Source organism: Mycobacterium shimoidei (assembly GCF_900417275.1).
Taxonomy (GTDB): domain Bacteria; phylum Actinomycetota; class Actinomycetes; order Mycobacteriales; family Mycobacteriaceae; genus Mycobacterium; species Mycobacterium shimoidei.
The window spans coordinates 2,740,796-2,759,346 of sequence record NZ_UEGW01000001.1; the positions used below are offsets into that span (position 1 = coordinate 2,740,796).

Consider the following 18,551-nt stretch of genomic DNA (forward strand, 5'->3'; position numbering starts at 1 on the left):
TCAGTCCTGTGATTTACCACCAGTGTTTATGGTCAGCTTGCTCAACTGATCCTGCCAGCCGGACCCCTCGCCGCCGTGGTCGTGGATCTTGAACTCGGGCGGCTCGACGATGTGGTCATTGACGCTGATCAGGATCATGTCGTCTTTATTCATCCCTATTCCTTTGCCTCGCCTGCTGTAACCGGCCGGAACACCGGTACAACGAAGCCGTCGTCGTCATCGCGAAAAGCGATGGTGAGTTCCAGTTCTGCACACAGGTTTTCGGCCGGGCAGTCTTCGATGACCGTCATCAGCCGAGGGCCCTCGGCGAGGTCCACCATTGCGACAACATACGGCGTGCACGCATCGAAGGGTGCTGCGTTCTGGTGCACCACGGTCCATGTGTAGAGCCTTGCCCGCCCGGACGCCGGCGCTTGCGCAACGTCTTCGCTCCAGCAGTGCGGACAGAACGGACGCACGTACAGCGAATTCTGGCCGCACTCTGCACACGTGTTGATCAGCAGTCGGCGATCCTGGATGGCCTGCCACCACGATTCGCTGTCGGTGTCGATCGTGGGCCGGTTGGCAGCCACAGGCACATCCATCACTGCTTCCCGAGGATCATGGTGGCGCTATGGGTGAAAAAGCCCCCCATCGCATGTACGCATGCGACCCGGGCGCCGTCGACCTGCCGGGGCCCGCATTCGCCGCGAAGCTGTCTGGTCGCTTCGACCATCAGGAACATTCCCCGCATACCTGGGTGGCAGGATGCCAGACCGCCGCCGTCGGTATTGGTCGGTAACGCCCCGCCCGGACGCAGTGCGCCGGATGCGATGAACGGCCCGCCTTCGCCCTTGGCGCAGAACCCCAGATCCTCCACCGTGAGCAGCACGGTGGAAGTGAACGAGTCATAGAGCTGACACACATCGACGTCGGCTGGGCCGACGCCGGCTTGCGCGAACGCGCGGGGGCCGGACAGCGCGGCAGGCGATGTGGTGAAGTCAGCCCACTCGCTCATGCTGACGTGGGACGTCGAGTCGGCGGCACCGAGAATCCAGATCGGCTCCTTGGCGCAGTCCTTCGCCACCCGCTCGCTTGCCAGCACGACCGCGCCGCCACCGTCCGTGCGCAGACATACATGCTTGGAGGTGAAGGGATCGGCCAGCATCGGTGCCGCGGCGACGTCGGCGGCAGTTATCCGATCGCGCTCAAATGCGTTGTCGTTCATCGCTGCCCACTCGTGAGCCGCGACTGCAACTTCGGCCAATTGCTCTGCGGTGGTGCCGTATTCGATCATGTGGCGTCTGGCCGCCATCGCATATTTTGCGATGAGCGTGGCGCCGTATGGAGCTTCGTACTGCATTGCGCCGCCGGTACTCATCGTCGCCGCTGATGCTCGTGAGCGACGCTTGACGTCGGAGCGCGCGGTCGATCCGTACGTCAGCAGCGCCACGTCGATCGCGCCGGCGGCAATGGCCTCGGCGGCGTGCCCCGCCATCACCTCCCAGGACGATCCGCCGACGTTGGTCGCGTCGACCCAGGACGGTCGCAGACCGAGGTACTCGCTCACCTCAACGGGTGGCAGCAGAGTCCCGTGCCCGCCGAAACCGTCGATGTCATCTTTGGTCAGCCCGGCGTCGGCAACGGCGCGGCGTGCGGATTGAGCCATCAGCGCCATCGCGGTCTTGTCGGGAACCCGTCCGCAATCCGACAGGCCAACCCCCACGATGGCGACCCGGTTCGCTGGCATACCTAATGGTTACCACATTGATAATGGCATTCACGACTTCATGGAATGAACGTTCTCAGTGGGCTACCGTGAGCGTGTGCGGGAACCACTGCGGGAGACATTGCGCGGCGACGAACTGGTCCTGTGTCTGGCACTGATGAACGCACGTACCCCCGATGTCCCCGCAATCGCAGCAGCATGCGGATACGACGCCGTCTACGTCGATCTCGAGCACACATCCACGTCGCTGGAGACAGCGGCGATGCTCTGCGCGAGCGCATTGGGGGCGGGCATCTCGGCATTGGTCCGCGTGCCATCTCACGATCCGAGCGTCATCGCTCGTGTCATCGACAACGGTGCGGTGGGAATCATTGTCCCACATGTGAATTCGAGAGAAGAAGCAGCAGCTGTCGTCAACGCGGCGCGGTTTCCCCCGATTGGGCATCGCTCCATCTCGGGGCCCAATGCGGTCAGCGGCTACCACCCTAGGTCCGCGGCCGAACTCACCGACGTACTCGAGCGTTGCACGGTGGTCGCGGTGATGATCGAAACACCGCAAGCAGTCGACGCCGTAGACGCGATCGCGGCCGTTGAAGGTATCGACCTGATACTTATCGGCCCGAGCGATCTGACGGCCGAAATGGGCATCCACGGAGACTATGAGAATGCCCATTTCCACCGTGCAGTAGAATCGGTCGCGGCGGCTTGTCGTGCACACGGCGTGGCGCTGGGAATAGCCGGTATCAAGTCCGTTGACCTGCTGAAACGCTTCACAGATCTGGGTCTGCGTTTCATTTCGGCCGGCACGGACATCGGGATGATGACCGAGGCGGCGACCGCCCGCGCACGCGCGTTGAGAGAGCTCGACGGCCGGCCCGTAAGTAGCCCCGACGGATAACCCCGATAGCCGAAAGCCTCGCCACCACAAAGGAGGACGGATGCCCACCCCGATCTACACTGAGCAAGTCGCCGACTCGATGTGCTGGACCGGCGAGGACTTCTCGAGCAAAGACGATTTCGCTTTCGACCTATCGGCCCGCAATGTGGCTGCTTTGGAATCGATCTTGGCCAAAACGTCGAAAAAGGATCGCGACGAGATCACCCGCGAGGATGCCCGCCACCCCGACCTCGACGACGATCTGGCGAGGCTGTACCAGGATCTGATGTTCGGTAAGGGCCTGGCGTGCGTGCGCGGGTTTCCGGTCGAACAGCACTCGATCGAGGACCTGGAGCGCATCTACTGGGCGTTCTGCACCCATCTCGGGTACCTCGTATCAAACAACTCGTTCGGACACCGAATGGTTCGGGTCCAGGAGGAGGTGCTGCCGGACGGGCTGCAGCCCGCCCGGGGGACCAAGTCGCGTGCGGAGTTGGCCATGCACAACGACGCCGCCGACATCCTGGCGCTGCTCTGCGTCTACCCCGCGGCCACGGGCGGCGAAAGCCAGTTCGCGAGCGGGCCGGCGGCGCACAACCGGATTCTCAACGAGCGGCCTGACCTGCTTCCCGTGCTCTATCAGGGGTTTCCGCACCACCGGCGCAGCGAGCAGCCCGACGACCAACCGGACGTCACGCCGTACGACGTCCCGGTTTTCTCTCAGATCGATGGCAGGATCTGCATCAACTTCACTTACAGCAGCATCCTGCCGGCGATGCACACCCTTGGCCGAGAGTTCACGCCCGAACAAACCGAGGCGATTGAGTTGCTCCGCAAGATCCTGGTCGAACAGCAGGTCGAGTTCCGGCTGGAGTCCGGAGAGGCGGCTGTCGCGAACAACTTCGCGATGTGCCATTCGCGTTCCGACTTCGTCAGCAGCAACGATCCGAAGAAGGCCCGCTGCTTTTTGCGGGCATGGATGGAGGTGCCGCGCGAAGACCGACGACTGCCGATCGGCCGGGAGTACTTTCACATGGAGAACAAGGACCTGCGCCTGGGATATGACGTAGTCCCCGGCCGGGACGGCTCGATCGCGCGCAACGACTACAAGAACGTCAGCGCCGAACTCGCTGACATGTTCAAGGCCGCGCAGGCGAAGCCCAAGCTGAAGCAATGAGCGAAAGCCCATGTCCGAGGCTCGTCTACGAGCGATGGACCGACCCCGTCGCCGGGGACATTCTCGAGGTGGCCGACATCGACGTGGTCAAACTCGACCTGACGGCTTCGGCTGAAGACGGTTGGGCGGTGATGGAATCCGCCCACGGATACCAGGTCGCTACTCGCACTGACGTGGCGTCGATCCCTGACGGTGAACAGTGGTTGGTGGGTCCCGCTCTGGTCGAACGTTGTGATCAGCTGCTGGCCGTCTGTTCGGCGGGCGCCGGTTATGACGTGATCGACATCGAGGCCTGCACACGGGCCGGAATCGCGGTGTGTAACAACTCCGGTCCTGGCGCGGAGGCGGTGGCCGAACACGCGCTCGGCTTCATGCTCGATCTTGCCAAGAGGATTACCGTCGCCGACCGTGCTCTGCGTCGCGGACCCCTCGGCGATCGCTTGACCTTGCGGGGCAGCCAGTTGCTCGGAAAAACGCTCGGTGTAGTTGGTCTCGGCGCCATCGGCGGACGCCTGGTGGAGCTGTGCGCGCCCTTCGGGATGGAGATCCTCGTCTGCGACCCGTATGTCGACGAAGCGACCGCCGCCGAGCGCGGCGTGACCTTGGTAGAGCTCGGCGAGCTGGTCGAGCGCTCCGATTTCGTCCAGGTCACCTGTCCACTGACGGCCGAGACGCGTGGCTTGTTCGGCGCCGCGCAGTTCGCCGCGATGAAGCCTTCTGCTTTTTTCATCACCACTGCCCGCGGCCCCGTTCACGACGAGGCTGCACTGCACGACGCCTTGCTCAGCGGGGGCATCGCAGGGGCGGGCCTTGATGTTTTCCACGAAGAGCCGTTGCGGCCCGACAATCCGCTGCTACGCCTCGAGAACGTCGTGGCGACGCCCCACATCGCGGGCATCACTGTGGAAGCCGCCCGCGACATCGCCGTCGCCACCGCGACCCAATGGCAGGTGATCTTCGAGGGTCGCATGCCGCCCCGGCTGCTGAATCCCGATGTGTGGCCGCGCTACTGTGAGAAATTCAACGCAATCCTCGGATTCCGCCCTCGCGCGGCATCGGCTTTGGAGAAAGCGAGTCACACCAGGTGACGGATTACGACACAATCGAATTCGAGGTGCGGGGTCACACCGCGTGCGTGACGCTGAACCGACCCGAGGTACTCAACGCAATCAACGACGAGATGAGCGCAGAGCTCACTGAGGTGTACGCCGAAATCGAACGGTCCCAAGTTATCTGGACCGTAATCATCACCGGCGCCGGTCGCGCGCTATGCGTCGGGGCCGACGTCAAAAAGGCTGCGGACCACGACATGGAGAACGCGCCGGGGATCGACAACCAGGGGGAGCCCATCCTCAGCTCGATGCGGCAGTGGGACGCCCCGCAAGAGGCGACGCCGCCCTGGCTTCAGATGACCAAGCCGATCATCTGTGCGGTGAACGGCATCGCCTGTGGCGCAGGGATGGACTTGGTTACCACCGCCGACATCACCATCGCATCCGAGCGCGCGACGTTGATGGATCCCCATGTCAGCATCGGTGTGGCCTCCGGACGCGAAGGGGTCAGGTTGGCCCGGATCCTGCCGCTGCCCGTGGCGATGCGGTTGATCTTGATGGGCAGACATGAGCAGCTCGATGCGCAGCGCGCGTACGACCTGGGGGTCTTCACCGAAGTGGTTGCCCATGACACGCTCATGGATCGGGCGTGGGAGATCGCTGACATCGTGAATTCGAATGCGCCGCTGGCGGTGCGAGGTTCGCGGATGGCGGTGCGCAAGGGGCTGACATTGCCCATCTATGAAGCTGAACTACTCGCCGAGAACTACCGCATGAAGGTGGCTCTGACGAAGGATGCCATAGAGGGGCCACGAGCCTTCCTTGAGAAGCGTCAGCCGGACTGGAAAGCGCTGTAGCGCAACAACCGGCGCGCTACGCCATGCCGAAGAACGTCTTGGCGTTGGTGGACAGCACCTTTCGCTTGGTTTCCTCGTCCAGACCCTCCGTCGCCTTGTTGGCGACCTCCATGCTGTGCGGCCAGTTGGTGTCGTTGTGCGGGTAATCCGTCTCGAACATGAGCTGGTCCTCACCGACTAGGTCGAGAATGCGGAAAGCCACCGGATCGCCGAACGTGGAGAACCACACGTGACCGGGCACTTGAGTACTGGGTGGTTCGGTCAGCAGCGGGTGGATACCGCCCCACGCCCGCCGGTCCTCCCACACCTCGTCGACGCGTTGCAGGTAGTAGGGGATCCAGCCTGCTTGCGCCTCGGCGAACGCGAGCTTGAGGTTTGGGAATTGCTTGAGCTTGCCGGAGAACAGCCAGTCCACCAGGGCAATGGTGCAGTTCACCGCCATCAGTGCACTGGTGACCACATGCGGAGAGTCGGGCGAGGACTTCGTCAGCGACGAACTTGACCCGATGTGCAGCATGATGCCCACCTGGTTTCGCTCGCATGCGGCGAAGAACGGATCCCAGTAGCCGCTGTGAATGGACGGCAAATCCAGGCGGGCAGGCAGTTCGGAAAAACACACGGCATGCATGCCACGGGCGGCCACCCTGTCAACCTCCCTCGCGGCGAGCTCAACGTCCCAGAGCGGGATGATGCCAAGCGGGATCAGCCGACCATTCGAGTTGCCGCTCCACTCGTCGATCTGGAAGTCGTTGTAGGCCTCAACGCAAAGCTTGGCGAGCTCCTTGTCCTTGCCGTAGAGGAACCGTTGGCCACAAAAGCGGACGAGCGTGTTGGGGAAGCACGCCGAAGCCTCGATGCCCGCCATGTCCATATCGGCGAGCCGGTCCGCCGGACGAAAGCAACCCGGGCGCATCTCGTCGTAGGTGATCGGGTCGGTGGTGAGCTCGTCGAGTTCGTAGCCGGCCGCCGCACTGATGAGCGGAATCGGGATGACCGCATCTTCGTAATGCCAGATGTCCGCGTCGCGCCCCTCGTCGTCCTCGACGAACGCGACATCGGAAGTGACAGACGGATCCATCCGCCCGCGGGTGCGAACAATCCGCGGTCCGATGTCGCGATAGCGCTCGGGCAGTCGGCTGGTCCACAGATCGGCTGGCTCCACCAAATGGTCGTCCGGCGAGACAATTCGGATGTCTGTGCTCAACGCTGCACTCCTTCGAGGGCTCTGGTGCACCTACGAAACCCTGACTCCCGCAGACGAGAATAGCCGTTTCCACAATATCGCATGGGTCCACCCCTTGCGCCTTGCAGCTCCTTGCGCGGCCAGCCGATCAACATACCGGTGTAGGTAGATTGGGCGAACGCACGTGGGAACGCGTATTCTCAAGCCATCATGACTGCCAAGAAGCGCCCACAACAAGACACTGAAGCCAGCCTCAAGATCGCTGACGCCGACCTGGACGAGATGCCGACGAGCTGGCAGGAACGAACGATAGAGCGGCGTCTTTCCGCCGCGCGGGCCCGTGCGCTGGCACGTAGCTCGAGATTCCTTGCGACTGCGCTGGAGTTGGTCGAAGAGTCTGGGCGCGCTGATTTCACCATCCAGACTCTGATCGATCGGTCGAACCTGAGCCTGCGCGCGTTCTATCAACACTTCGCGGGCAAGGAAGAGCTCCTGCTAGCGCTTTACGAGAACGCGACAAGTCAGTTCATCGAAGCGATCCGCCATGAGGTCGCAATGGCAGATGGCCCGATGGAGCAACTCGAGGCGTTCTGTCGCGGATTTCTCTCCCGAGCGGAGTCATCCCAGGCGATCGGCGGCCGGGCGATGACGATCTACAACCTGAGCTTGGAGATCGAGCGGCCGGCCGACTTCGCCAAGATCTGGGAGCCGCACCAGAAGCTGCTGACCAAGATCCTCACCGCATGTTCGCGCGCCGGCCTGATCCGAAGAGACTTGACACCAGCACAGTTGACCACCCTGCTGAACTCGACACTCATCGCACTCGCCCAAATCGGCGTGCTGCACCTAGGGGTCAAGGGCGCAGAACTAACCGAGGATCAGTTATGGGCCTGGTGCAAGCAAGCCCTCACGCCCCCCGAAGATTCGGCCAAACCGAAGGCCGCGGGTGCCAAGACTGCGGCGAAACGAACCACGGCCCGCAAACCTAGAAAGCTAACGGGGTAGCCCCAGCCCGCGCTGGGCAATGATGGAACGCTGAACCTCGCTTGTGCCGGCATAGATTGTGGTGCCCAACGCGAACCGCATGAGGTGTTCGAAGCAGCCCTGCTCCGGAGCCGTCGGCTCGAAGTAGCTCCGCGCCGCGTCCGGTCCCACCAGTTCCACCACGTCCTGGCTGGCACGCACGAGCGCTTCGGTGCTGAACACTTTGGACATCGGTCCCTCTGCTGCCGGAATTTGGCCGGTTTCGATCATCCAGACGCACCGACGCAGAAGAAGTCTCGAAACCTCGTCCTCCATTGCCACCCTGGCGATTCGCCGGCGAACGTCTGTCTTGGAGAGCTGTGGAGATCCGTCGTCGGCTCGAGTGGTCGCGGCCCACTGCTCGACGTGCTGCAGCAGGCGAGAAATATGCGGTCCCCATCCGGATGCGTGCTCGTCTTGCAGTGACAGCCCCATGACCTGCCATCCGGCGTCGACGTCGCCTACGCGCCACTCGTCTGAAACGCGGACGTCGCGGTAGAACGTGACGTTCGTGCGTTCGCCCGAGAGCGTCCAAACCGCTTGCGCTTCGAATCCGTCGGAGTCGAGCGGGACGAGAAACATGGTGAGGCCCTTGTGCTTGGGCTTGTCGGGACTGGTGCGTGCCAGTAGGAACACGTAGTCGGCGATGTGCCCATTTGTGGTGAACATCTTGGAGCCGTTGATGACCCATTGGTCGCCCTCGCGCACGGCCTTTGTGGTTGCTGCCGCGACATCCGAGCCGCATTCGGGTTCTGTGAAGCCGAGCGCAATGGTGATATCGCCTTTCATCGCACCGCCAAGAATCCGGTCCTTCATCTCCGGTGTGCCAACGGCGCGGATGATCGATGCCACCATTCGAGTGGTCTCCGACAGGTACATGGGTGCGTCGGCCCGCATGAGTTCTTCTCGGAGGACTTGCTCGTCCCATACGTTGCGATTCTGGCCGCCGAATTCAGCCAGCCAGCTCGGGGCGAAATAACCTTCGTCCACCAGTCCCTTGGCGAAATCGTCGTCATGCGAAACGCCGCTGCGATAGATGCGCTCCTGCGACTCGGGCGTCAGCACTTTCCCGAGGTGGTCACGCACTGCATCGCGGTAAGCCTCGGTGTTGGTGTCGAGCTGAAAGTGCATGGATCAGAACCAATCTGTCTCACAACGGGCCCGGTGGCAGCCGGCGCGATAATGCTACTCTCATTTGTGAGAGTAACCATATCCGCATGTGATGGGACCTGAATGTGGACCTGAGCCTTTCGGCCGAACAGGGCCAGCTGGTCGACTCGTTCGCCGCAATGTATGCGCGCGAGTCGACGTCTGAGCGTATCCGGGCTGCCGAGCCCCTGGGTTTCGATCCCCGGCTGTGGAAGGCACTGCTGGAGACCGGTGCGGTGCAGATGGCCGTCGGCGAAGCCGCAGGCGGCTGGGGTGCATCCGAGCTTGAACTGGCCCTGGTTGCCGAGCAGTACGGTCGGGCGGTCGCATCTGCCCCCGTCATCGAGGCCCAAGTCGCAGCCAGGCTGCTCGCGAGATCCGGTGATGCGGGCGCGGGACTGCTGGCTGAAGCGATGGCGGGCGACAACCTCGTCAGCTTTGCGCCGCGCGTCACACACGAACGCGTGCTCGGACTCGTACCCGCCGGAGCCGTCGCGGATGCGGTAGTGGCTCTTGTCGACGAGCGCCTCATTGCAGTGCCGGTCGGCGGCGAGAACCGTCGACTCGTGCAGAATCTCGGATCGCTTCCGCTGGCCGATATCACTGTCGAGGACGACGCTGTGGTTCTTGCCGAGGGTGACGAGGCACGGCGGATGTTCTCCGATGCATTGGACCTGTGGCTCGCGTTGACCTCCTCGGCGCTCGCCGGCGCGGCGAAGAAGGCGGTCGAACTGGGCGTCGAGTACGCCAAGCAGCGACAAGCGTTTGGGGCCCCGATCGGATCTTTTCAGGCGGTGTCTCATCCGCTGGCGGACAGCGCCACTGCCGCTGATGGCTCGCGGTTGCTGGCGTTCGAGGCGGCGTGTGCGTTCGCCGACGAGCCCGAGCGCGTCACCGAGTTGGCGGCCATGGCATTCGCGTTCGCATACGAGGCGGCGCGCGACGCGACCCAGCGCAGCCTGCACATCCATGGCGGGTACGGGTTCGCTATGGAAGGTGACATCCAGCTGTACTACCGCCGGGTCCGCGGCTGGGCCATGGTGTACGGCGAATCGGCCGTCGCCCTCGACCGCGTGGCGGACGCCCGCTACGGAGTCGTCGCGAACTGACCGGTGTCGTCACGCCTCAGCGCGTACTTGGTCTTTGACCGACAGGACTATCGGGGGGCGGTTCGCCAATTCGGCACGCCCTGCTCCTCTCCGGCAGTGGCACGCTTGTCGTCGCGCACGCCGACCCAGTGCGAGTGGTTCAGCTGGTGCAGGGTGAAGCAGGACTGCAGGGCGTTATAGAAGCCCATGTTGTCCACGGACTGATTGATCGACTCCTTGATGAGCAGCGCGGCCATGGTCGGAACTGTGGCGATGCGCCGGGCCATCTCCAAAGTGCGATCGGCCAACTCATCGCGCTTGAAGATCTTGCTCACCATGCCGAGCCGGTAAGCCTCCTCGATGGAGATCGCGTCGCCAGTCAACATCAGTTCCTTGGTGCGACGGGGCCCGAACTCCCACGGGTGACCGAAGTACTCCATGCCGCACATACCGAGCCGGGTGCCGACGACATCGGCGAACCGCACCTCTTCGCTTCCGACGATCAAGTCGCATGCCCATATCAGCATGAGACCTGCTGAGAACACGTCTCCGTGGACCTGCGCGATCGTGATCTTGCGCAGATTTCGCCAGCGCAGGTTGTTCTGGAAGAAGTAGTGCCACTCCTGCAGCATGATCTTCTCCGCGCCCTCTCGGGTCCCGCCGTTGATGGCCGCGGTCGGGTGCTGACCTGGTCCAGGGGTGAACTCAGCGCGGGCCTGCTTGGAGCCAATGTCATGGCCAGAAGAGAACATGGGCCCCTCGCCGGCGAGGATGACGACGCGGACGTTGTCGTCGGCCTCAGCGCGGAGGAAGGCCTCGTCGAGTTCGACCAACATCCCACGGTTTTGTGCATTGCGTTGCTCCGGACGGTTTAACGAGATTCGGACGATCTGGCCGTCGTCAAACGTCTCGGTCTTCAAGAACTCGTAATTGCTCATTGTCTCCTCCGCGGCTCTTCGATGGCAATGTTTGTTATCAAGAACTGAGAAGGTATGTTCTCACACGTCGGGTGGGGTCAACCCGGGAAGGGCGCACATGACGGACTGCCAACGTAAGCCGCGGGTGATTCTTTGGGGTCCCGGTCAAGTCGGCGTCGGCGCTTTGCGGGCGCTGATCGCACACCCCGGTTTGGACCTGGTGGGCGTGGTCGTGCATGCCGAAACGAAGGACGGCAGGGATGCTGGCGATCTGTGCGGGATGCCCGTGACCGGCGTCATCGCGACCCGCGACGTTGACGCCGCACTGTCTCTCGACGCCGATGTGGTCGCCTACTTCGCGTCGGGGGACTACCGGTATCGGGAAGCGGCCCAGGACGTCGCCCGCTGCCTTCGCGCAGGGAAGAACGTCGTGTGCACCTCGCTGGTACCGATGTGTTATCCACCCGCCGCCGACAAGCAAACGGTCGACCTCATTTCTGCGGCATGCGAGGAGGGCGGCACGAGCTTCTTCAACAGTGGCGTCGATCCCGGCTGGGCCAACGATGTCATCGCGTTGACGATGACGGGTTTCAGCAGCCGCGTCGACACCATCACCATGCTTGAGATGCTCGATTATGGCCCGATCAACCAACCCGACATCATGTTTGACTTCATGGGATTCGGCCACCCGCCGGACCATCCGGCGCCGTTATTCGATACTGCGCGCCTGGCCGCGTTGTGGGCGCCGATCGTGCATTTGGTAGCGGACGGGCTGGGCTTGCCACTGGATCGAGTCGATACAACGATCGAAAAGTGGTTGGCGACCGAGCGTTACGCGGTGGCCTCGGGGTGGATCGAGCCAGGAACGATGGGTGGAATGCGATTTAGGCTCGCAGGGATGGTCGGCGGTGACGAGCGGGTGGTGCTGGAACACATCACCCGCATGGGCAAAGGATCGGCTCCCGAGTGGCCGCGACATGCATCGCCGCACGGCGGTTATCGCGTCATTGTCGACGGTCTGCCCACGTATACCGTTGACATTGAAATGCACGGACGGGGAAACAATATGCGGGGCTTGACATATGCGACAGTGATGCGAGAAATCAATGCCATTCCGGCAGTCATGGCAGCGCCACCGGGCCTCTTGTCGACGCTGGATCTACCGCTTGTTACCGGCCCAGTCCGCGGCGGGACTTGGCAGGGCGTTCTTCCGCGCACGATGCCGGTATGACGAGCCGAGCCCCGTCGTCGACATCGTCAGACTTGTGGGAGGTCATGCGCAGTGCATCGACCGTGCGACGCTATCGCGATGACCCCGTCTCCGACGAGGTCATCGACACCTGTCTTCGCGCGGCGAGCTGGGCTCCATCTGGGGGCAATCAGCAGCCATGGCGGTTTGTCGTACTGCGATCGCAGAGCTTGCGCGACGTGATCACGGCCGCGGCCCATAAGACATGGGACGTGATGACTGAGTTTTATTCGATTTCGATGCCTGAAAACGAGGCCGCCGACCCCAAATCGCGCGTACTCCGAACGATGGCTGAACACATGAGTGTTGGTGGGGCGGCGCCCGTACTGGTGCTGTTTTGTGTCCAGCCGCAGCGAGGAACCACCGAGCTACAGCAGGGGGGTTCGATCTTTCCCGCGGTGCAGAACTTCCTACTGGCCGCCCGCGCACAGGGACTCGGTGCGGCGATCACCTTGTGGCACGGGTCCTGTGAGGACCAGCTGCGGTCCATGGTCGGAATTCCTGACGACTGGAAGATAGCGACCCTGCTTACGGTGGGCTGGCCCAAGGGCAGGCACCATACGGTGCGGCGCAAACCGCTGACGGAGGTGGCGACGATTGATCGCTGGGACTCGCCTTGGCAGATCAGGAGCGGATGACTTGCGGCCAAGCGGCATGCGCATGGACCTGCGCGATCACGTCGGATCCACGAAACCCGCTGTGGTACTTCACCCTTCTGGGGTGACGGCGAGTTTCGACGAGCTCGAGGCTAACGCGAATCGGCTTGCCCACTATTTGCGCCGGCAGGGGCTCACAGCGGGAGACACGATTGCCATCGTGATGGAGAACAACGAACACATACATGCGGCGATGTGGGCTGCCAGGAGAAGCGGCCTGTACTACACGTTGGTCAATACACAGTTGCACGCCGCCGAAATTGCCTACATCGTGAGCGACAGCGGCGCCAAGGCGGTTATTTCGTCACTGGCGATGCGCGCTGTGTGCCAACAGCTGTCGGAATCGCTTCCGCGCGGTCTGCCATCCGTGGCACTTATCGCCGGCGGTGAACTAGAAGAGTGGCAACGCTATCCGGATTGCGCTGCCACCATGCCCGCGACACCCATTCCGGATGAATGCGACGGGCAGCTTCTCCAGTACTCAGCCGGAAGCACCGGACGCCCGAAGGGAATCCGCCGCCCATTGAACCCCGTCGGCTCTGGACGAACGAGTCTGTCGACGCCTGTGTTCGAGGCGCTCGGAGTGACAGGCGATTCCGTGTACATGAGTCCGGCTCCGACTTACCACACTGCACCGGCGATGTGGACAATGGCTGCCCAAGCCGCCGGCGCAACCACCGTCATGATGGAAGCATTCGACGCCGAGGCCGCGCTGGCCTGCATCGAGCGGTACGGCGTGACACATGCGCAGTTCGTCCCCACGATGTTCGTCAAGATGCTGCGATTGCCAAAGGCCACGCGAATGCGATTCGACCTGTCGACGCTTCAACGCGTGGTTCACGCTGCCGCGCCGTGTCCGCCCGAGATAAAGCGACAGATGATCGATTGGTGGGGTCCGATCGTCGACGAATACTACGGATCCTCCGAAGGTGCGGGAATATCGTTCATCCGCGCCGAAGAGTGGCTGCGCCACCCCGGTTCGGTTGGCAAGCCAATGCTAGGGGTGCCGCACATCCTCGACGACGACGGCAACGAACTCTCAGCCGGACAAGTCGGCGACATCTACTACGAGGGCGGCTATCCCTTCGAGTACCTCAACGACGCGGCGAAGACAGCCGCAGCTCGCAATTCGAAGGGCTGGGTCACGGTAGGTGACGTCGGTTACCTGGACGGCGACGGCTACTTGTACCTCACGGACCGTCGTCATCACGTGATCATCTCGGGCGGCGTCAACATCTATCCGCAGGAAACCGAGGATGCGTTGGTGAGCCACCCGCTGGTGGTCGACGCCGCGGTGTTCGGCATACCAGACGAGGTGATGGGCCAATCGGTCATCGGCGTCGTTCAACTAGTCGATCCGGCGCAGGCCTCACCTGATCTCGCCGACGAGTTAGTCGGGTGGCTCCGACATCGGCTGGCTCACTACAAGTGTCCGCGATCGCTGTTCTTCGAACCGCAGTTGCCGCGCAGCGACGCCGGAAAGCTGTACAAACAGGAGCTGATCGACAAGTACTCGCGGCGTCGAACTCGCCTGGGCTTGTAGAAGCCAAGGCCATTCTCGGGCGGGCCCGTCAGCCAAACCCGAAATCGATGACGCCCCGGATGATTTCACCGTTGAGCAACTCGGCATACGCGTCGTTGATGTCGTCGAGACGATAGCGCTTGGTGATCATCTCGTCGAGCTGCAACTGGCCGGTCTGATAGAGCTTGGCCAACCGGGCGACGTCGGCCCTGGGGTTGCACGAGCCGAACACTGTGCCCGCCAAGTTCTTGTTCATCAGGATGAAGTCCTGCAGGTCGAAGCTGATCGACCGGGTGGTCTGCGCGGTCATCCCGGTGAGCACGCAGGTCCCACCCTTGCGGGTGAGTTTCAACGCGTCGCGCACGTCATCAGCGGTTATCAGCGACGGGGAGACCACGACGGTATCGGCCATCACCCCATGGGTGAGGTCGCGCACCAGAACGAAGGCATCGGCGGCGGTCGCCGCATGATGGGTGGCGCCGAACCTCAGCGCGGACTTCTGTTTGAACTCCACCGGGTCGACAGCGATGATCTGCGCTGCGCCGTTGATCCGGGCGCCCTGGATGGCAGCGGTTCCGATGCCGCCGACGCCGATCACGACGACGGTGTCGCCGCCGCGCATCCCGCCGCGGTTGGCCACCGAACCGTATCCGGTCGGAATCGCGCATGCCAGCAACGCCGCGGGAACCAACGGCAGATCCGGGTCGATCTTGACCAGTGAACTCGCCGCCACCACGGTATGTTCTGCGAACGCGCCGATCTTGGAGATGTGACCCAGTTCTTTGCCGTCGGCGGTGTGGTGGCGAAAGGTTCCGTCGGTCGGCATTCCGGGGGTAAGGGTGCCGATCCCAGCGTCACAAATGTATTCCATGCCGGTTGCGCACCAACGGCATTGGCCGCACACCGCGACGAATGACGTCACCACATGGTCGCCTGGCGCTAAGTCGGTGACGTCCGCGCCGACCGAGCGGACGATGCCCGAACCCTCGTGACCGCCGATCGTGGGGAACATGGTCGGCAACCCCAGCGAACGCAGAACCTCGTTGGGAGCGGCCATGTCGCCCTTGAGGATGTGGTCATCGGAGTGACACAGCCCGGCGGCGGCCATCTCGACGAGAACCTCGCCGGCGCGCGGCGGATCGAGCTCGAATTCCTCCACCGACCACGGCCCGCCGACATCGTGCAGGATCGCCGCTCGGCTTTTCATGACACCGGGCTGAAGGTGACCGGAAGTTTGTTGGGGGAGCGGAAGGTCAGGCCGACAATCCGGGCGTCCTCATCGGGTACTAGGCGCAAATCGGTGACCCGATCGAACAAGCTGTTGAGCATGACCCGGGTTTCCAGCCGGGCCAGATGCATGCCCAGACACATGTGAATACCGCCGGCGAACGAGATGTTGGCCAGCCGCGGCCGGTTGATGTCGAACATATCGGGGTTCTCCCAGCGGCTTTCGTCGTGATTGGCCGATCCCATACACAGGTCGACTTGTGCGCCGGATGGGATTGTGTGCCCACCCATTTCGACGTCTTTGGTGGTGGTGCGGGGCACCATGGTGAGCGGTGTTTCAATCCGTAGCCCCTCTTCGAACGCGGCCGGGATCAGCGACCGGTCCTGGTAGACCATCGCCAACTGTTCAGGGTGGGTCAACAGCAGATACAGCAGGTTCCCCGACGACCGGTAAGTGGTTTCCAGACCGGCCGGTAGCAGCAGGCGCAAGAACGAGATGATGGCCTCGTCAGTCAGTTTCTCGCCGTCGATTTCGGCGCTGACCAAGTCGCCGATGATGTCGTCGGTGATCTTGCGACGTCGCTGCTCGACCTGTTCGAGGAAGTAGTCGTGTAATTCGACCGAAGCCCTTAGGCCGGCCTCGATGTCGACCGGTATCGAGATCAGGTCGAAAGACAATCGGCGGAACGTGTCGAGGTCCTCGCGGGGAAGCCCAAGCAGTGTGGCGGCTACCCGGGTGGGGAACTCGAACGTGACGGCCTTCACCAGATCGGCGGCGCCGTCGTTCTTGATCTCATCGACAAGCTGGCTGCACACGGGTCCGATCACTGACGGTTCCCACCGCTCCAGCGCGGTGGCGCGGAAAGCCTTGGCCACCAGGTTGCGATGATCGTGGTGCTCCTTGCCGCCCATTGCAAGGATGGTGTGCCCGATCACCAGCCCGATGGTCTGGTCGTACGCGTGCGAGCTGAACGTCTCGTCGTCCCGGAATGCCTGGAACACATGGTCGTAGCCGAACAGCACCCATTCGTCACTGGGCACCAGTTCCGGCGGTAACTGTGAGTGGTCGGAAAGGCTGCCATGCCAAACCGGATGCGTGCGCCGCATGTGTTCGAAGAAGGGATAAGGACTGGTTTCGCCCGTGAGGTCGAGCGTGACGGGCTGGCCGTGCGGCCCCGCGCTGATCGTCATCAGCATCCCTTCTAAAGCGACCGGTAAGCCCAGGTCAGAAGACCTGCCCGGGTAGAACATTGCTATCATAATATAAATAGCAACGAAGCCGGGGTGGCTACACCGGATCGAACTTGGTGATCAGCCACTTGTCGTCGACCTTGGTCATCGACACCAGCACGCTGCTTGCCGCCATCGCCGGCTCGGGCCGGTCCTTGCTGGTGGTGCTCTGATTGACGAAGACCAGCACGACGGCCGAATCCGGGTGCAGTTCAGACACCGCGGCTCGTACCACCTGGGCGGTGGTGGTCACCGATTTCTCCTTGGCCGCCGGTGTCACGATCTGCTGGGTGAACTCGTTGTAGTAGTTCAGGAAATCCCCGGTCAGGTGGGATTTGGCGGCGGCGAAGTCCTGGTCCAAAGTTTCCGGTTTATAAGACAGCAGCGCGATGGTGCCATCCCGTGCGGCATTGACGGCCGACTGCGCGGCGTTCTTGTCGGTCTGTTTGTCGTCGCGGTACTGCGCGAAATACAGCCACCCGGCCAGCCCGCCGGCGTTCAAAAGCAGCAGCACCAGGACGCCGGCCACCAGCCAGACACGCGGCACGAACGTACCGCCTGATTTGTCTGCGGTGGCCGCAACCTCAGTCACCTGGTCGGCGTCTGCATTCTTGGCGTTGTCGTCTGCCGTCACAATACGAACTCGACTTTCGACATCTTGATCTGGTCGCCCTCCTTGGTCACCGAGACGCGCAACCGGAAGGCCCGCGGTTCATCTTTTGCCCCTGCGGAATTGGTCACGCGTTCGTTGGCCAGCACCAACACGACCGCGGAATCCTTACCCATTGACTCAACTCCGGTCGCCTTCGCCGATCCTTCGGTGACGACCTTGGATTGCTCGACAACCTTGGTGAAATCCTCGGCACGCTTCTCGAAGTCGTCCTTGAACTCGCCCGTGGAGCTGTCGATTATTCGCTGCACGTCGCGCTTGGCATTGTTGAAGTCCAGCGACATCAGGTTGACCACGCCTTGTTTAGCCGCCGCCACGAATGCCGCTGCCTGCTGCCGTTGCTCAACGGCGTTGTCGTGATGCCAGATCAGGTATCCGCTGAGTCCCAGTAGCCCGATTATCCCGACGATGGCGGCAACCATGAGCGCCAGCGCAACTTTCGGCGCCGGAAAGCGGCGTCGGGTCGGTTTGGCCGGCTTGGCAGGTTCCGGCTTCGCCGGCTCAGGCTTGGGAGGTTCCGGCTCGGCCGCCTTCGGCTCCTGGGCGGCCTTCGGCTCGGGGGTGGCTTCGTCGACGGTCTCGGCTGCCTCGGAGGTCTCGGATGTCTCGGAGGTCTCGGAGGTCTTAGATGTCGACTCATCGCTTGCGGCCCGTGCCTCCGCTTCGCGGCGCAATCGGAGGGCGCGCGCACGTGCCCGCGCGGCAGCTGCCAGCGCTTCGGCTTCGGCGGCTTCGGCCTCAGCTTCTTCGGCCAGCCTGATCGCATCCGCCTTAGCGTCCTTCTCGTCCTTAGCGTCGGCGGCGCGTTCTGGGCGTTTTTCGGTATCAGCCATCGAGGCCACAGCTTCTCGTCGTCATATCGACTGGACTCCGGTATCTATTACTGTATTGGTCATTGCTACCATCCGAGGCACCAGCGAACCCCGACTGGGACCGATCGGAGGAGATGATCGCCGAGCCGCGAGC

General features: G+C 62.8%; 18 protein-coding genes and 1 pseudogene. 9 read left to right on the forward strand and 10 right to left on the reverse strand.

Features of this window, described 5'->3' with window-relative positions:
• Genes MSP7336_RS23830 through MSP7336_RS13405 form a run of 3 tightly spaced genes read right to left on the reverse strand, consistent with a single transcriptional unit; the run spans nt 1 to nt 1,729 of the window.
• Nucleotides 1–153 (reverse strand): hypothetical protein, encoded by a 153-nt coding sequence (locus MSP7336_RS23830; RefSeq protein WP_181787034.1) that lies wholly within the window; start codon nt 151–153, stop codon nt 1–3.
• 2 nt (nt 154–155) lie between these two features.
• Complete coding sequence (locus MSP7336_RS13400; protein ID WP_069394466.1) at nt 156–584, reverse strand: Zn-ribbon domain-containing OB-fold protein; 429 nt, start codon at nt 582–584, stop codon at nt 156–158.
• Entirely contained in the window at nt 584–1,729 is a 1,146-nt protein-coding gene (locus MSP7336_RS13405; RefSeq protein ID WP_113963892.1) for an acetyl-CoA acetyltransferase, read from the reverse strand. Before MSP7336_RS13405 ends, MSP7336_RS13400 begins: the two co-directional genes overlap by 1 nt.
• 76 nt (nt 1,730–1,805) lie before the next feature.
• On the opposite strand from MSP7336_RS13405, the gene MSP7336_RS13410 reads away from it, so the two are divergent.
• Genes MSP7336_RS13410 through MSP7336_RS13425 form a run of 4 tightly spaced genes read left to right on the forward strand, consistent with a single transcriptional unit; the run spans nt 1,806 to nt 5,671 of the window.
• The gene (locus MSP7336_RS13410) at nt 1,806–2,606 is read left to right on the forward strand and encodes an HpcH/HpaI aldolase family protein (protein ID WP_113964904.1); all 801 of its coding nucleotides are present in this window, start codon (nt 1,806–1,808) and stop codon (nt 2,604–2,606) included.
• Nucleotides 2,607–2,646: 40 nt separating this feature from the next.
• Nucleotides 2,647–3,762: a TauD/TfdA family dioxygenase gene (locus MSP7336_RS13415; RefSeq protein ID WP_069394469.1), complete on the forward strand. Its 1,116-nt coding sequence runs from the start codon at nt 2,647–2,649 to the stop codon at nt 3,760–3,762.
• Nucleotides 3,759–4,850: a hydroxyacid dehydrogenase gene (locus MSP7336_RS13420; RefSeq protein WP_113963893.1), complete on the forward strand. Its 1,092-nt coding sequence runs from the start codon at nt 3,759–3,761 to the stop codon at nt 4,848–4,850. Before MSP7336_RS13415 ends, MSP7336_RS13420 begins: the two co-directional genes overlap by 4 nt.
• On the forward strand, nt 4,847–5,671 hold the full coding sequence (locus MSP7336_RS13425; RefSeq protein WP_069394471.1) for an enoyl-CoA hydratase/isomerase family protein: 825 nt from the start codon (nt 4,847–4,849) through the stop codon (nt 5,669–5,671). The genes MSP7336_RS13420 and MSP7336_RS13425 overlap by 4 nt, the downstream gene beginning before the upstream one ends.
• Before the next feature lie 16 nt (nt 5,672–5,687).
• On the opposite strand, the gene MSP7336_RS13430 is transcribed toward MSP7336_RS13425, so the two are convergent.
• Nucleotides 5,688–6,875, reverse strand: coding sequence for an amidohydrolase family protein (locus tag MSP7336_RS13430; protein ID WP_069394472.1), 1,188 nt, complete (start codon nt 6,873–6,875; stop codon nt 5,688–5,690).
• Nucleotides 6,876–7,064: 189 nt separating this feature from the next.
• Here MSP7336_RS13430 and MSP7336_RS13435 point away from each other — a divergent pair, with 189 nt between their 5' ends.
• Complete coding sequence (locus MSP7336_RS13435) at nt 7,065–7,859, forward strand: TetR/AcrR family transcriptional regulator (protein ID WP_069394473.1); 795 nt, start codon at nt 7,065–7,067, stop codon at nt 7,857–7,859.
• Here the strand turns inward: MSP7336_RS13435 and MSP7336_RS13440 are convergent.
• Nucleotides 7,848–9,008: an acyl-CoA dehydrogenase family protein gene (locus MSP7336_RS13440; protein WP_113963894.1), complete on the reverse strand. Its 1,161-nt coding sequence runs from the start codon at nt 9,006–9,008 to the stop codon at nt 7,848–7,850. The two genes, MSP7336_RS13435 and MSP7336_RS13440, sit on opposite strands and share 12 nt — an antisense overlap.
• A 104-nt stretch (nt 9,009–9,112) precedes the next feature.
• Here MSP7336_RS13440 and MSP7336_RS13445 point away from each other — a divergent pair, with 104 nt between their 5' ends.
• Nucleotides 9,113–10,135, forward strand: a complete 1,023-nt coding sequence (locus MSP7336_RS13445) for an acyl-CoA dehydrogenase family protein (protein ID WP_069394475.1) — start codon at nt 9,113–9,115, stop codon at nt 10,133–10,135.
• A gap of 9 nt (nt 10,136–10,144) precedes the next feature.
• Here MSP7336_RS13445 and MSP7336_RS13450 read toward each other — a convergent pair.
• Nucleotides 10,145–11,052, reverse strand: a pseudogene (locus MSP7336_RS13450) (enoyl-CoA hydratase).
• 124 nt (nt 11,053–11,176) lie between these two features.
• Between MSP7336_RS13450 and MSP7336_RS13455 the strand changes: the two are divergent.
• From MSP7336_RS13455 to fadD4, 3 genes are read left to right on the forward strand one after another with little or no spacing between them, the layout of a single operon-like run.
• Nucleotides 11,177–12,262, forward strand: a complete 1,086-nt coding sequence (locus tag MSP7336_RS13455) for an NAD(P)H-dependent amine dehydrogenase family protein (RefSeq protein ID WP_113963896.1) — start codon at nt 11,177–11,179, stop codon at nt 12,260–12,262.
• A gap of 44 nt (nt 12,263–12,306) precedes the next feature.
• Nucleotides 12,307–12,918: a nitroreductase family protein gene (locus MSP7336_RS13460; protein WP_069394477.1), complete on the forward strand. Its 612-nt coding sequence runs from the start codon at nt 12,307–12,309 to the stop codon at nt 12,916–12,918.
• Between the two features lie 22 nt (nt 12,919–12,940).
• A complete protein-coding gene (gene fadD4, locus MSP7336_RS13465) occupies nt 12,941–14,479 on the forward strand; it encodes a fatty-acid--CoA ligase FadD4 (RefSeq protein ID WP_113963897.1) in 1,539 nt (512 codons plus the stop codon).
• Between the two features lie 28 nt (nt 14,480–14,507).
• Here fadD4 and MSP7336_RS13470 read toward each other — a convergent pair whose 3' ends face one another.
• The 4 genes from MSP7336_RS13470 to MSP7336_RS13485 form a co-directional block, all read right to left on the reverse strand.
• The gene (locus tag MSP7336_RS13470) at nt 14,508–15,665 is read right to left on the reverse strand and encodes a Zn-dependent alcohol dehydrogenase (protein WP_113963898.1); all 1,158 of its coding nucleotides are present in this window, start codon (nt 15,663–15,665) and stop codon (nt 14,508–14,510) included.
• Nucleotides 15,662–16,876: a cytochrome P450 gene (locus tag MSP7336_RS13475; protein ID WP_113964905.1), complete on the reverse strand. Its 1,215-nt coding sequence runs from the start codon at nt 16,874–16,876 to the stop codon at nt 15,662–15,664. The genes MSP7336_RS13470 and MSP7336_RS13475 overlap by 4 nt, the downstream gene beginning before the upstream one ends.
• A 97-nt stretch (nt 16,877–16,973) precedes the next feature.
• Complete coding sequence (locus MSP7336_RS13480) at nt 16,974–17,507, reverse strand: hypothetical protein (protein WP_232320935.1); 534 nt, start codon at nt 17,505–17,507, stop codon at nt 16,974–16,976.
• A 38-nt stretch (nt 17,508–17,545) separates the two neighbouring features.
• Complete coding sequence (locus MSP7336_RS13485; RefSeq protein WP_069394481.1) at nt 17,546–18,418, reverse strand: hypothetical protein; 873 nt, start codon at nt 18,416–18,418, stop codon at nt 17,546–17,548.
• Nucleotides 18,419–18,551: the final 133 nt, after the last annotated feature.